The organism is Paraburkholderia sp. BL9I2N2 (assembly GCF_004339745.1).
GTDB lineage: Bacteria > Pseudomonadota > Gammaproteobacteria > Burkholderiales > Burkholderiaceae > Paraburkholderia.
In genome coordinates this window covers 586,403-600,185 of the sequence record NZ_SMGP01000001.1, presented here as the reverse complement: position 1 = coordinate 600,185, position 13,783 = coordinate 586,403, and the positions used below count along the sequence as shown (strand labels likewise).

General features: G+C 64.2%; 13 protein-coding genes and 2 tRNA genes. 8 read left to right on the top strand and 7 right to left on the bottom strand.

Annotated elements, in window-relative coordinates; translation table 11 throughout:
• Positions 1–3: 3 nt before the first annotated feature.
• The 5 genes from rmuC to pncB form a co-directional block, all read right to left on the bottom strand.
• On the bottom strand, positions 4–1,452 hold the full coding sequence (gene rmuC, locus B0G74_RS02795) for a DNA recombination protein RmuC (protein WP_132373558.1): 1,449 nt from the start codon (positions 1,450–1,452) through the stop codon (positions 4–6).
• Positions 1,449–2,438: a D-glycerate dehydrogenase gene (locus B0G74_RS02790; RefSeq protein ID WP_132373557.1), complete on the bottom strand. Its 990-nt coding sequence runs from the start codon at positions 2,436–2,438 to the stop codon at positions 1,449–1,451. Before B0G74_RS02790 ends, rmuC begins: the two co-directional genes overlap by 4 nt.
• Positions 2,439–2,480: 42 nt before the next feature.
• A complete protein-coding gene (locus B0G74_RS02785) occupies positions 2,481–3,884 on the bottom strand; it encodes a sodium:proton antiporter (RefSeq protein ID WP_243658243.1) in 1,404 nt (467 codons plus the stop codon).
• Between the two features lie 106 nt (positions 3,885–3,990).
• Positions 3,991–4,653 carry a lactate utilization protein C gene (locus tag B0G74_RS02780; protein ID WP_132373555.1) on the bottom strand — a complete coding sequence of 221 codons (663 nt, stop codon included), beginning with the start codon at positions 4,651–4,653 and terminating at the stop codon, positions 3,991–3,993.
• Positions 4,654–4,790: 137 nt separating this feature from the next.
• Positions 4,791–5,987, bottom strand: a complete 1,197-nt coding sequence (gene pncB, locus B0G74_RS02775; RefSeq protein ID WP_132373554.1) for a nicotinate phosphoribosyltransferase — start codon at positions 5,985–5,987, stop codon at positions 4,791–4,793.
• A gap of 303 nt (positions 5,988–6,290) precedes the next feature.
• Here pncB and fdxA point away from each other — a divergent pair, with 303 nt between their 5' ends.
• The 8 genes from fdxA to B0G74_RS02730 all read left to right on the top strand — a co-directional run bounded on the left by fdxA (position 6,291) and on the right by B0G74_RS02730 (position 10,894).
• Positions 6,291–6,614 carry a ferredoxin FdxA gene (gene fdxA, locus B0G74_RS02765; RefSeq protein ID WP_064268471.1) on the top strand — a complete coding sequence of 108 codons (324 nt, stop codon included), beginning with the start codon at positions 6,291–6,293 and terminating at the stop codon, positions 6,612–6,614.
• A gap of 116 nt (positions 6,615–6,730) precedes the next feature.
• Positions 6,731–6,806: transfer RNA gene (locus B0G74_RS02760), tRNA-Asn, on the top strand.
• Between the two features lie 77 nt (positions 6,807–6,883).
• A tRNA-Asn gene (locus B0G74_RS02755) sits at positions 6,884–6,959 on the top strand.
• A 219-nt stretch (positions 6,960–7,178) separates the two neighbouring features.
• A complete protein-coding gene (locus B0G74_RS02750; protein ID WP_132373553.1) occupies positions 7,179–7,655 on the top strand; it encodes a CreA family protein in 477 nt (158 codons plus the stop codon).
• A gap of 99 nt (positions 7,656–7,754) precedes the next feature.
• Positions 7,755–8,585, top strand: a complete 831-nt coding sequence (locus tag B0G74_RS02745) for an AraC family transcriptional regulator (RefSeq protein ID WP_132373552.1) — start codon at positions 7,755–7,757, stop codon at positions 8,583–8,585.
• Positions 8,586–8,758: 173 nt separating this feature from the next.
• Entirely contained in the window at positions 8,759–9,520 is a 762-nt protein-coding gene (locus B0G74_RS02740) for an AzlC family ABC transporter permease (protein ID WP_132373551.1), read from the top strand.
• Positions 9,517–9,840 (top strand): AzlD domain-containing protein, encoded by a 324-nt coding sequence (locus B0G74_RS02735; protein WP_132373550.1) that lies wholly within the window; start codon positions 9,517–9,519, stop codon positions 9,838–9,840. Before B0G74_RS02740 ends, B0G74_RS02735 begins: the two co-directional genes overlap by 4 nt.
• 283 nt (positions 9,841–10,123) lie before the next feature.
• Complete coding sequence (locus tag B0G74_RS02730) at positions 10,124–10,894, top strand: DUF4088 family protein (protein WP_132373549.1); 771 nt, start codon at positions 10,124–10,126, stop codon at positions 10,892–10,894.
• A 177-nt stretch (positions 10,895–11,071) separates the two neighbouring features.
• Here the strand turns inward: B0G74_RS02730 and B0G74_RS02725 are convergent, their stop codons facing one another.
• Positions 11,072–13,225, bottom strand: coding sequence for an ATP-dependent helicase (locus B0G74_RS02725; RefSeq protein ID WP_132373548.1), 2,154 nt, complete (start codon positions 13,223–13,225; stop codon positions 11,072–11,074).
• Positions 13,226–13,462: 237 nt separating this feature from the next.
• The gene (locus tag B0G74_RS02720; RefSeq protein WP_132373547.1) at positions 13,463–13,726 is read right to left on the bottom strand and encodes a hypothetical protein; all 264 of its coding nucleotides are present in this window, start codon (positions 13,724–13,726) and stop codon (positions 13,463–13,465) included.
• Between the last annotated feature and the right edge of the window lie 57 nt (positions 13,727–13,783).

Sequence of the window (13,783 nt, the reverse complement as noted above, 5' to 3'; positions counted from 1 at the left end):
CTGTTATTGCTCGTCAGGATCCACGCCCGACAGCGCATCGCCGAGCAACCCGCTCGCCTCCTCCCCTGGCAATGCCTCGACATCGCGCAATCTGCGGCTCATGACGCGCGTTCGCGTCTCCGCCGCTTCGATAGAGCGCGTGACGGTTTCCAGTTGCGCCTTGGTCTTGGCCAGCACATCGCCGAATTTGCCGAACTCCGTCTTCACCGCGCCGAGCACCTGCCACACCTCGCTCGACCGCTTCTCGATCGCGAGCGTGCGGAAACCCATCTGCAAGCTATTGAGCAATGCGGTCAGCGTAGTCGGCCCCGCAATCGTCACGCGATAGTCGCGTTGCAGCAGGTCCGTCAGGCCTGGCCGGCGCAACACTTCCGCATACAGGCCTTCGGTTGGCAGGAACAGCAGCGCGAAGTCGGTGGTGTGCGGCGGCGACACGTACTTTTCCGCAATCGTGCGTGCCTCCGCGCGAATCCGCGCTTCGAGCGCGCGTGATGCTTCTTCCACCGCGACCGAGTCGGCGCGCTCCTGCGCTTCGATCAGACGCTCGTAATCCTCGCGCGGAAACTTGGCGTCGATGGGCAGCCAGACAGGCGTGGCCGCAGCGCCTTGCTCCGCGCGGCCCGGCAGCTTGATCGCAAACTCGACGCGCTCCGCGCTTCTTGGCACCGTCGCAATGTTTTTCGCGTACTGGTCGGCAGTGAGCAGTTGCTCCAGCAGCGCTTCCAACTGCACTTCGCCCCACGTGCCACGCGTCTTCACGTTGGTGAGCACCTTCTTCAGATCGCCGACGCCGGCCGCCAGCGTCTGCATCTCACCCAGGCCGCGGTGCACCTGTTCGAGCCGGTCGGAAACCAGCTTGAACGATTCGCCCAGCCGCTGTTCGAGCGTGGCATGCAGTTTTTCGTCGACGGTGCGGCGCATTTCGTCGAGCTTGGCCGAGTTGTTCGCCTCGATATCTTTGAGCCGCTGTTCGATGGTCGCGCGCACTTCGGCGAAGCGGCGGTCGTTCGCCTCGGTGAGTTGCCCCAGTTGCAGGCTCAGCGTATCGCCGAACTGTTTGAGCGAGCGGCCCTGCTCCTCGCGCGCCTGCTGGGCCTGCGCCTGCAGACTGTGACGCACGGCGTCGAGTTGCTGCGCGAAACCGTCGATCTTGCCGCCCTGCACCGTCGTCATGCTGCTGAACTGCGCGGCCAGCGTCTGCTGAAAATGCGCGAAGCCGCCGCTCTGTTCGGTACGCGACACGCGCGCCGTCTCGGTGATGTCGTTGCGCAGTTGCCGCTCAAGCCGTTCGTAAGCATGGGCTTGCGCGTCGGCCGTGGCGTCCATGCGTTCGTTGAGCAACTCGAACTGCTCGTTGTCCTCCGCGCGGCCATGAGCGCGCATCAGCAAAACCAAAGCGATAACCAATGCGACCGCCAGCACGGCGACGGCCGCCACCAGATACATTGTCATGAACGCGCCTTGCCGATGACGTCGGGGTTGACCGGATTCAGCGGCCGGCCCGCGCGCGGACCTTCACCCAAGCCCGCGATCAGATTGTCCGCGGCGAGATTCGCCATGGCGCGGCGCGTGGCTTCGGTCGCGCTGGCAATGTGCGGCGTGAGCACGACATTCGGCACGCTGAGTAGGTCCTGATTCAGATTCGGCTCGCCTTCGAACACATCGAGACCGGCCGCTGCGATCTGCTTCGAGCGCAACGCCTCGACGAGCGCGACGTCGTCGACGATGCCGCCACGCGCGATATTCGTGAGCGTCGCAGTCGGCTTCATCAACGCGAGTTCGGCCGCGCCGATCGTGTGATGGTTCTCCTTCGTGTACGGCAGAACGAGCACGACGTGATCGGCACGCCGCAACAGGTCCTGCTTCGATGCATACTCGGCGTTCAGCTCGGCCTCGATCTCGGGCGCGACGCGCGAACGGTTGTGATAAATCACCTGCATGTTGAAGCCCTTCGCGCGACGTGCGAGCGCCTGGCCGATGCGGCCCATGCCGATCACGCCGAGCGTCGAGCCGTGCAGATCGCTGCCGAGAAACGCGTCATACGCCCACTTCTGCCATTGGCCCGCGCGCAGCCAGTGTTCCGATTCGGTGATGCGGCGCGCCGCCGCCATCATCAGCGCCCAGCCGAAGTCCGCGGTCGATTCGTTCAGCACGTCCGGCGTATTGGTGCCTAGCACGTTAGCCGCGTTGAAGGCGGCCATGTCGAAGTTGTTGTAGCCCACCGCCATATTCGCCACCACGCGCAGACGCGGCGCCGCCGCGAGTTCGGCCGCGCCGACCGGGTCGCCCGCGGTCAGCGCGCCGTCCTTATCCGCGAGACGGCGCGTCAGTTCGTCAGCGGACAATACGTCGCCCTGATTCCAGTCGACGTCGAAATACTGTTTGAGCCGTTCGATCACATCGGGAAAGATCGGACGGGCGACGAGGATCTTCTGCATTGCAATTCTCCGTATAGCGCGTCGAGTTCGATTGCCTCGGCGTCAAAAAAAGAGCCAGCCGGTGACGAGAAAAAGCGGCAACAACACCACGGCGGACCAGCCCAGATAGGCGAAAAAGCCCGGCATGCGAACGCCGCGCGATTCCGCGATTGCCTTCACCATGAAGTTCGGCGCATTGCCGATATACGTGTTCGCGCCCATGAACACCGCGCCGGCCGAAATCGCCGCGAGCGTGGTGGCGCCGGTGGTCATGAGCGTCTGCGCGTCGCCGCCGGCCAGGTTGAAGAACACCAGGTAGGTCGGCGCGTTGTCGAGAAACGAAGATAGCAGCCCGGTCGCCCAGAAGTACATCAGATCGTGCGGCTGGCCCGACGCGTCGTTCACCAGATGAACGATGCCCGCGAACGCACCCGCCTCGCCGGCGCGCAGAATCGTGATGACCGGCGCGATCGTCACGAAGATGCCGGCGAACAGTTTGGCCACCTCTTCGATCGGCGCCCAGTTGAAGTCGTTGCCCGCGCGAGCCGCGCGCGGCGTGAGCGCCAACGAGAGTAACGTCACACCGATTAGCGCGGCATCGCGCACGGCATTTTGTAAGGCCACGTGCGTGCCGAACACGTCGAACTCCACGCCCGGTTTCCACAGCCCGCTCATCAGCACGAGCGCGATCACGGCGGCGAGCAATACGAAATTGATCTTGCCATCGATGCCGAGCGGCGGCGTGTCGGGCGTCGGATCGAGAAAGCGCGAGCGTTCTTCCTCGCGCCGATGAAAGTAGTACGAGTCCAGCGCATAGAACGCGATCAGCAGCACGCCGCAGACGAACAGCATCGGCAGCGCGAGATGCGTGGTGGTCCAGAAGAAACTCACACCCTGCAGAAAGCCGAGAAAGAGTGGCGGGTCGCCCAGCGGCGAAAGCGAGCCGCCCGCGTTGGCCACCAGGAAGATGAAAAAAACCACCACATGAACGACGTGCTTGCGATTGTCGTTGGCACGCAGCAACGGGCGGATTAGCAACATGGCCGCGCCGGTCGTGCCCATGATGCTCGCGAGCAACGTGCCGAGGGCGAGGATCGCCGTGTTCAGGCGCGGCGTGCCATGCAGATTGCCGCGCACGCAGATGCCGCCTGCCACCGTGTAGAGCGCCATCAGTAACACGATGAACGGGATGTATTCTTCGAGTAATGCATGTACGAGCGTGCCGAATGCGACGCCGCTACCGTAGCTGAGCGCGAACGGCACGAGAAATACGAGCGCCCAGGCCGCCGCAATCTTGCCGAAGTGGTGATGCCAGAACGCCGGCGCGATCAGCGGAAATACCGCGATCGACAGCAGCACGCCCGCGAACGGCAGCCCCCACAACGCCGACAAAGTCGCGCCGTCGAGCGTGGCGGCCGACGCAAATTGCGGCCAGCCGGCCAGCGTCAATGCAGCCGCGAGCCCCATGCCAGTACAAACGGCACGTCCTTTCATAGAATTGAAGTCCTTGTTATTGCCCGCAGCCGCGCATCGGAGCATGCGTCCCGATGCACCGCCGAGCCGCGCTTGCCGCTCAGGCGCCCTGCACGACGATCACATGCACCCGATAAGGCCCATGCGCGCCGAGCACGATGGTCTGTTCGATATCTCCGGTACGCGAAGGCCCGGAGACGAAATTGACTGCGCGCGGCAGTTCGCCGCGCTCCTTGCGGATCAGTGCGAATGCCTCTTCGTGACCCGAGACGATGCGCGAAGCCGGCACAATGGCAACATGCGTTTCCGGCAGCAGACCGGCCGACGCATATGTTTCCGGCCCGGACAGCAGCACTAGCGTGCCGGTCTCGGCGGTCGCACAAAAGCAGCCGGTGAGACCGACCACGTCACCGTCTTGCGGCTTGCGAAATTCGACGATGAGGCCGGCTTCGGCCCATTGCAGATCCTGCAGCGTTTGCCAGGCGATGGCCTGCAGCGGCAACGCATGTTGCGCGAGGTAGCGATGCGCCGCGGCCGGCACGTCGCTCAGTGCTTGCACCGAGTCGACCGTGGTGGCCAATTTCTGCGCTTCTTCGATGAAGCGCGCGACGAGGTCGACCGGCATCTCCGGCCGCGGGCCAGCAGGATGGCGCGCCAGGTAGTCCGCGGCGGCCTCGCGCTCGGAAGCGGACGGCTCCGGCTCACGCCCTTGCGCCGCGCGGATACGCGCCAGGATGTTGCGGCGGGCAATCGATGTGTCCATGTGCGAAATCCTCGTGTCGACAGCCGTGCGATATGGCGAGAATTATACCGGCCGCCCTGCGCGCGAACACCCTGGCCGAACGGGCTATTGCCACGTGTCGAACACGGGCCTTACGCTATAGCCAGCTACGAACCGCATTACTTCGCCGCCTCTTCCTCGGGCTGCGCAATGCCGAACACCTGACGCAGATATGCGAGGTAAGCCTTGTCTTCGCACATGTTCTTGCCCGGCGAGTCCGACAGCTTCGCCACCGGCTGACCATTGCAGCGAACCATCTTGATGACGATTTGCAATGGGTTGTAGCCGAGGTCGTTGGTCAGATTCGTGCCCACGCCGAACGCGAGCTTGCAGCGGCCACGGAAGCGCTCATAGAGTTGCAGCACCTTGGGAATGTCGAGCGCGTCGGAGAACACGAGGATCTTGGTGCGCGGGTCGCAGCGGTTCGCTTCGTAGTGCTTGAGCAGGCGTTCGCCCCAGTCGAACGGATCGCCGGAATCGTGGCGCGCGCCGTCGAACAGCTTGCAGAAGTACATGTCGAAGTCGCGCAGGAACGCTTCCATGCCGTAGACGTCCGAGAGCGCGATACCCAGGTCGCCACGGTATTCCTTGGCCCACATTTCGAAGCCGAAGATCTGCGAGTCGCGCAATCGCGGACCGAGCGCCTGGCACGCCTGCAGGTATTCGTGCGCCATCGTGCCGAGCGGCGTGAGGCTGTGCTTCATCGCGTAGAAGACGTTGCTGGTGCCGGCGAACTGCTCGCCGAGGCCTTCTTTGAGCTTGAGGATCACTTCCTCGTGCCATTGCTTCGAGAAGCGCCGGCGCGTGCCGTAGTCGGCGATCTTGCAGTCGGCGAATTCCGGACGCGCGCCGAGCAGCTTGATCTTATCGACGAGACGGCCGCGCCCTTCGCTGTAGTCCGGCTTCTGCTGGGTGTTGCGGAAGTAGACTTCGTTGACGATCGCGAGCATCGGAATCTCAAACAGGATCGTATGCAGCCACGGACCCTTGATCTCGATGTCGATTTCGCCATTGCCCTTCGGCGACGGTTCGATCGAAATGTATTTTTCGTTCAGATGGAACAGCGCCAGAAACTCGATGAAGTCGCCCTTGATGAAGCGCATGCGCCGCAGGTAGTCGAGCTCGTCGTCGGTGAAGCGCAGCTTGCAGAGCTTGCGCACTTCGTCGCGAATCTCGCCGATATACGGCACGAGATCGACATTCGGCGTACGGCAGCGGAAGCGATACTCCACATTCGCCGCGGGAAAGTGATGCAACACCACTTGCATCATCGTGAACTTGTACAGATCGGTGTCGAGCAGCGAAGTAATAATCATGATGGTGCGAACTGGACTGCGGAAAACGGAAGGCCTGACACGAAAGGCCCGACTCACCCATGCGCGTACGGCACGCCCCGTGCGCGCCGACCTGACGCATGTTACCCGAATGCGCCGGCGTTCAGCGCGCCGGCGGACGCCCGCGCAGCGCGCCCCAGGGACGTCCCAATGCGCACGCCATAAACTAATCACGAAAACGTATAAACGGTCTTGTGCGATGCTGCATGCGCCTCTTGACGTTACGATACAATAGCGCTTTTGGCGTTTCCGCCTCCCCAGATACCGCATGCAGGAGCTGCCTGAATGACTCACGTTGTGACCGAAAGCTGCATCAAGTGCCGCTATACCGACTGCGTCGATGTGTGCCCGGTGGACTGCTTTCGCGAAGGTCCCAACTTCCTCGCGATCGACCCCGATGAATGCATCGACTGCGCCGTATGCGTGGCCGAGTGCCCGGTGAACGCCATTTATGCCGAGGAAGACGTGCCGGGCGACCAGCAGAATTTCATTGAACTGAATGCCGATCTCGCGAAGAACTGGCCGAGCATCACCAAGACCAAGGCGCCGCTGCCGGAAGCCGACGAGTTCAAGGACGTGAAGGAAAAGCTCGAGTTGCTCGTACGCTGAGCCTCGCTGTCTGCCGCGTGCGCAGCCGAATTCGAATGAAATCGAGATGAGCACAAGGTATTGACAGGCGCTTAAGCTCCTCCTACAATTTCGTTTCTCTGCTGTTGTTGTTCTGTTCCTCGATAGCTCAGTCGGTAGAGCGCCGGACTGTTAATCCGTAGGTCCCTGGTTCGAGCCCAGGTCGAGGAGCCAAGAATTGCAAAGGCCCGTTAACCAAGACGGGCTTTTTTATGTAGATCAAGTTGTAGTTAATCAAGCTGCACTGCTGTTCCTCGATAGCTCAGTCGGTAGAGCGCCGGACTGTTAATCCGTAGGTCCCTGGTTCGAGCCCAGGTCGAGGAGCCAAAAAATTTGAAAGGCCCGCATCCGTGCGGGCCTTTTTCTTTTTGCGCGCCGCACGGTGCCGAGCCATGCCACCGTGGTCGATGCCAAGCTCGCGCCGTTCCAGCGAACCTGTCGCCCGGGAGCATCGGCCCTCTCACCCACCGGCCGTTATACGATGACGATTTCCTGGCGCACGTCTTGCGCTCAACCCAGGCGCTCAATTTCCGGCAATCCCATCCCATGAAACCCACTTTGTTGCGTATCGCGCTTGCGGCGGCCGCCGCCCTCCTGCTGCCTTCGGCACACAGCGAAGAAGTCGGCAGCGTCAATACCAATTTTCGCGTCACGGGCTCCGATCGCGTAGTCGTCGAGGCCTATGACGATCCCGTGGTTCAAGGCGTGACCTGCTACGTGTCGCGGGCGCGTACCGGCGGCGTCAAGGGTACGCTCGGCATCGCGGAAGACCCCACGGAGGCGTCGATCGCCTGTCGTCAGGTGGGCGAAATCCACTTCACGGGCCCGGTGAAGAAACAGGCTGACGTGTTCTCGGTGAGCATGTCGTTCATCTTCAAGTCGCTGCATGTGGTGCGGGTGGTCGACGCGAAACGCAACTCGCTGGTGTATCTCACCTATAGCGACCGGGTGGTCAGCGGCAGCGCGAAGAACAGCGTGAGCGCCGTGCCGGTGCCAGCCGGAACAACGATCCCGGTCAAGTAGGCGCCGCCCTACGGCAAAACGCAGCCGGCCGACCCATCAGCGCATGAGGCGGCACCGGTCGCGACGCGTTACACTGACCGGTCCAGCCGGACCTTCGCCATGACCGCCTCCCATCGTTTCCAGGATTCCGCCCGCTACTGGCGCACGCCGCTTCTGCCCGGCGCGGACCTGCTTACGGCCGAATATCACGATCACGAGTTCACACCGCATTGGCACGACGCGTACACGATTCCGGTGATCGTGGCGGGCGCCGAGGGTTATCGGTATCTCGGTTCCGACTATGTCGCCGAGGCCGGCAGCGTGCCGATCATCAATCCCGGCGAGTTGCACACCGGCTCGAAGGCGGTCGAGGCGGGCTGGCGGTATCGCGTGATGTATGCGCCGGTGGACTTCATCCACGCTCTCGCCGACGAAGTCAGCGGCAAGCCGCAGGCCTTGCCGTGGTTCGCGCCCGGCGTGATCCGCGACCCGGATCTGGCCGCGCGGCTGGCGCGCGCGCATCGTCTGCTGGAAGCGGGCGACGACGCGCTCGCTGCCGAGGCCGCCATGCTCGACGCCTTGTCCACGCTGCTGGTGCGCTACGCGCAAACGCAGCCGGCGCATTCGCGCCTCGCCCCCGACGACACTCGCGTGGCGATCATGCAGGAGCGCCTGACGGGCGACCTCGTCGAGCCGGTCACGCTCGCTGAAGTGGCGCAGGCGGCGGGACTCTCGCCGTTCCACGCAGCGCGTCTTTTCACCCAAACGACTGGTCTGCCGCCCCACGCGTGGCGCAACCAGGTGCGCTTGCAGCGCGCGCTCGCGCCACTGCGCGCCGGCGTTTCCGTCACGGATGTCGCCGCCGCCAGCGGCTTCACCGACCAGAGCCATTTCACGCGACACTTCCGGCGCATGTTCGGCGTGCCGCCGGGACGCTGGCAAGGCGTCTGACGCGGCGCTGGGGCACGGCTTGCTGGCAACCTCTGCGTGCCACGCTACGTGCTCATTCCGGCGCAAGATACGGCCTCGCGCCCACGCTCCTGCATCAAACCACCCCCATCCGCAAGAACGTACAAGCCCCGCCCGGCCGCCGCCGCTATGCTTCCCGAATCAAGGAGGCTAGATTGACCCATTCCACCGCAGGCCAGCCCACGAGCTCAGGCCATTTCAAAGAGTTCACCGCCGGCGCGCGCGACATCATTCCGATGATGGTCGGCGCGGCGCCTTTCGGCGTCATTTTCGGCACCCTCGTCGCATCCGGCCCGCTGCATCTATGGCACGGCCAGTTGATGTCGCTCGTCGTGTTCGCCGGCTCCGCGCAGTTCATCGCGCTCGGCCTGATCGCCGGACACGCGAGTTTCGCCGTGATCTGGGCGACCACGCTCGTCGTCAATTTGCGGCACGTGCTGTACAGCGCGACGCTCGCGCCGCACGTCGCGCATCTGCCGACACGCTGGCGCTGGGTGCTCGGCGCGCTGCTCACGGACGAAGTCTTCGCCGTCGCGTGGGAGCACTACCGGCATCGGGAACCCGGCACAGTCGGCCCGCACTACTTCTTCGGCGCCGGCTTGGCCATGTACCTGAACTGGCAGCTCTGGACCGTCGCCGGCCTGCTGTTCGGCGCGGCTTTTCCGGGCCTGCAATCGCTCGGCCTCGATTTCGCCATGGTCGCCACCTTCATCGCGATCGTCGTGCCGCAACTCGTCGCGCTGCGCTATATCGCGGCGGCCGTCACCGCGGGCACGCTGGCCTTCTTCTGGCAGGCGTGGCCATACAAGCTCGGTCTGCTCGGCGCGGTGTTCGCCGGCGTGGCGATCGGCGTGCTGCTTTCGACGTCGCGGCCCAACCTGCGCGGCACGGGCAAAACCGCGGAGGCGTCGCGATGAACTACGTCGTCCTGATTCTCGGCATGGCGGCCATCACGTGGGTGATTCGCGCCGCCGTCTTTGTGCTCGGCGACCGGTTGGTGTTTCCGCCGCTCGTGCGCACCGCCCTCGGCTTCGTGCCGGTCACCGTGCTGACCGCGATCATCGTACCGATGGCGGTTTCGCCGCACGGCAGCGACGCCGAGCTGACGTGGCGCAATCCGCAACTGGTCGGCACGCTGGCTGCGGTGCTTGTCAGCGCGTTGACGCGGCGGCCGCTTCTGACCATCGCCGTCGGCCTGACCGTGTTTTTTGTCTGGCAATGCGTCGTGCTCAAATAGGCGCACGCCGCTTTCATGCCGGCATCGGCGTCGTCCGGCTCGCGCCACCCGCGCCCAAGCACGGCGACGCTTCCCTCTAAAGCGGGCGCCCCGCCCCGTACTCCCTTAAGTTTCCCGTCAATCCGCCGTTATGCAGTCGAGGTCCGCTCGTCGGGATACGTCCCGCTGGTTACGCGGCATCAGGCAGGAATCAAGCGCGCCGGCATCGAACGCCGCGCCTCCCAGGGCCCGCGTGGCCGGGCGGCGTGGCGAGGCCGCGCGGCAGGACCAAACGGGATAACACATGGGTCAAATCACCCTCACGCTCAAAGACGAGACCATCGCGACACTGCGCAAGGATTTCGACGCTTTTCTGCGGGTATCGCTGAAGCTCGATCCGCAGTTCGCGACGCCGTCGTTTGAGGATTTTTTGCGCGCCAAGCTGCTCGACAATATGGTGCCGCTGACCGAACACGCGGTTCAGCGGATGTTGCAGGGCGGCCAGTACGCCTGGGCTAAACGCACGCTGGACAAGGAGTTTCCGGATGTCGTCGCGATTCTGATGCGACAGGCGGGCGAGTTCGGCTTCGGCTTCGCGGCCCGCTCGGAATGGACGCCGGAAGAACTCGCCAAGCAGTGCCGCGACTGGGCGGCGGCGATCGTCAAGGAAGCGGAAGGCGACGCCGTGCTGATCGACCCGCTCGCGGCGCAGATCAAGAGCGCGGCGCAGGACATTCAGGCGCTCGAGGAAGTCATGCAGACGCCGGCGTGGCGGCTGGTGGAATCGCTGCGTCAGCGCGTCTACGAGGCCAAGGTGGCGTGCGAAACGAGCGTGGGTAGCACCGCGCGCGAAAAGCTCGGCGAACTGCGCGGGCTGCTGCGGCTCGGCATTTCGCACGGCTCGTTCCAGAAGCAGGAAGCGCAGCAGATCATGGAGTTCCTGCGCCTGCTCAAGCCGGAGATTTTCGTGGAAGAGCCGTATGACGTGTTTTCGCGGATGGCGGCCTGGCTGCGTAATTTCTTCGTGCCGCCGCGTCCGGCGCCGCAGCAACAGCAGCAACGGCAGTCGCGCTAACGCTAAAGACCGTCGAAAACATCTACAGAGTCACCGGAAGCCAACGGCGGCAACCCGCCGCCGCTCAAGAGACGTATCGCCTACCAACGGCCCAGGCCAACGGTCTTCCCCCGCGTTTGTTGCTCGACGTTGATCGCGTCACCGCTGTCACGCACGGGAGCGCGCGCCGTCGCGCTCTTAATCCCACATCTTCCTGAGTTTCGCCCCGATTTCGATCTTCGCCTGCGCCGCCGCGGCCAGCCCGGCCGCCGTGGGCGCGCTCGGAACCGGAACGCGCGGCCATGCATAGGCGTCGAAGAGCGGCATCAGATGCGCGGGAATGAAGCGCGTACGCGACGCCCACACGTGACGATCGCCCATATGCGTCTGGTTGTGCACGTAAAAGCGCTGCGGCACGACGATATGCAAGTCCTCTTTCGCGCGCGTCATCGCCACGTAGAGGAGGCGCCGCTCCTCGTCGATTTCCTCTTCGCTGCCGGTGCCGAGATCGGACGGAATGCAGCCGTCCACGCCGTTCAGCACGAACACGTTGCGCCACTCCTGCCCCTTCGCCGAATGGATCGTGGAGAGGATCAGATAGTCTTCGTCGATGAGCGGCACACCGGATTCGTCGCTGGTGGCGTCGGGTGGATCGAGCGTCAACTCGGTCAGAAAGCGTTCACGCGATGGATACGTGCCCGCGATGCTCTCCATCTGCAACACGTCCGCATGACGGATCGCCGCGTCCTCGTGATTGCGCTCGAGATGCGGCTCGTACCAGCGCCGCACCATTTCGAACTCGGCGGGCCACGGCGTCTGGCGCCCGTACACGCTCGACATCAGCTTGACGAACGGATGCCAGTCTTCTTGTGCGCGAGCCGGCGCGGTGAAGGCGGCCAATGCGCCGCCGGCGGTGTCGGCGGGATTGCCGCTGCCCGCGCGAGCGACGATCTCGTCGAGCACCTTCGCCGCGGTGGCCGGCCCGACGCCCGGCAGCAACTGCACGACGCGAAAGCCGGCGACGCGGTCGCGCGGATTTTCCGCCCAGCGCAGCACGGCGAGCACGTCTTTCACGTGCACCGAATCGAGAAACTTCAACCCGCCGAACTTCACGAACGGAATGTTGCGCCGGGTCAGTTCGATCTCCAGCGCGGCGCTGTGATGCGCGGCGCGGAACAGCACCGCCTGCGACTTGAGCTTCATGCCCTGTTCGCGCGCTTCCAGCACTTGCTCGACGATGTAGCGTGCCTGGTCGGCTTCGTCGGCGACGGTCACGAGACGCGGGCGCTGCGCCGACGCCTTGTCGGTCCACAAATTCTTCGTGTAGCGCTCGCTGGCCAGTTCGATCACCGCGTTCGACGCCGCCAGGATCGGCGCGGTCGAGCGGTAATTGCGCTCGAGCGTGACCTGTTTGGCCGGCGGATCGAAGTGCGCGGGGAAATCGAGAATGTTGCGCACGGTCGCGCCGCGAAACGAATAGATCGACTGGGCGTCGTCGCCGACCACGGTCAGGCCGCGGCCGTCCGGCTTCAACGCGAGCAGGATCGACGCCTGCAAGCGGTTGGTGTCCTGATATTCGTCGACCAGTACGTGGTCGAAGCGCGCCGACAAGTCGGCGGCGATTCCCGGCTCGGCGGCCATGTGCGACCAGTAGAGCAGCAGGTCGTCGTAGTCGAGCACGCTCTGTTTCTGTTTCGCCTCGACGTAGGCCGCGAACAGCATGCGCAGATCGGCCTCCCATTCACGGCACCACGGGAACGCCTTGTCGAGCACCTGGCCGAGCGACGCACCGGTGTTCACGACGCGCGAATAAATCGCAAAGCACGTGCCCTTGGCCGGGAAACGCCGCTCTTTCGCCGACAAGCCGAGTTCGTGGCGCACGAGGTTCATCAGGTCGGCGGAATCCTCGCGGTCGTTGATCGTGAAGGCCGGCGCGAGGCCGATCAGATCCGCGTACTCGCGCAACAGCCGCGCGCCGACGCTATGGAAGGTGCCCGACCACGTCAGTCCTTGCGCCAACGCGGCTCGCGAACCGAGCGCCGCGCCGGCGATGCGTGTGACGCGCCGGGTCATTTCGAGCGCCGCGCGGCGCGAAAAGGTCAGCAGCAGGATGCGGCGCGGATCGGCGCCCTTCACCACCAGATTGGCGACCCGGTGCGCGAGCGTGTTGGTCTTGCCGGAACCGGCGCCCGCGATCACCAGTAGCGCGCCGAGCGGCGCGGTGGGCGTGTGGGCGCCGTAGTCGACGGCTTCGCGCTGCGCGTCGTTGAGCTTCGCCAGCCAGGCGGCGGTGTCGGACGTCGAGGACGTCGGGGACGGCGAGGGAGGCGCGGATTCGGCGACAGAGAGCACGATTGATTTGGGCGTTGGATGGATTCAGAGCGGCGACGCATACTGTATATCCATACAACTAGCGCAGACAAGCGACCCTTTTTTAGCCGCATGCACTGTCTGCATTTTCAAGCGGCCGCACGGGCGAAGACCAGCGCAAAAAATGGCCCGTCGCACGAATGCGCACGGGCCATTTTTCGCAGGCAGAACATCGCGAGGCGTTCATGCGCCCCGCGTCTGCCGCTGCCGCGAAGCCTGCTATTGCTTCTTCGCATCCTTCACATTAGCGTCAGCGCTAGCCTTGTCGGCTTCGGCCTGAGCGTCGGTTTTCTTCTTGTCGGCCTTGGCCTGCGCGACGGACGCCTTCTTGTCCGCCTTCGACTGTTCCTTGGCCGCCTTCTTGTCGGCATGGGTAACCGGCGCCGCGGCCGGATCGCTAGCCTGCGCGAACGCACCCGACGACAGGCAACCCGCGATCAAAGCGGCGACAAGCGTGGTCTTCATGGACTGGGTAATGCTCATGCGATACCTCCGTTGAAACGAGATGCCCGGACCTGAAAGTCCGTTAAAGCGGCCGCG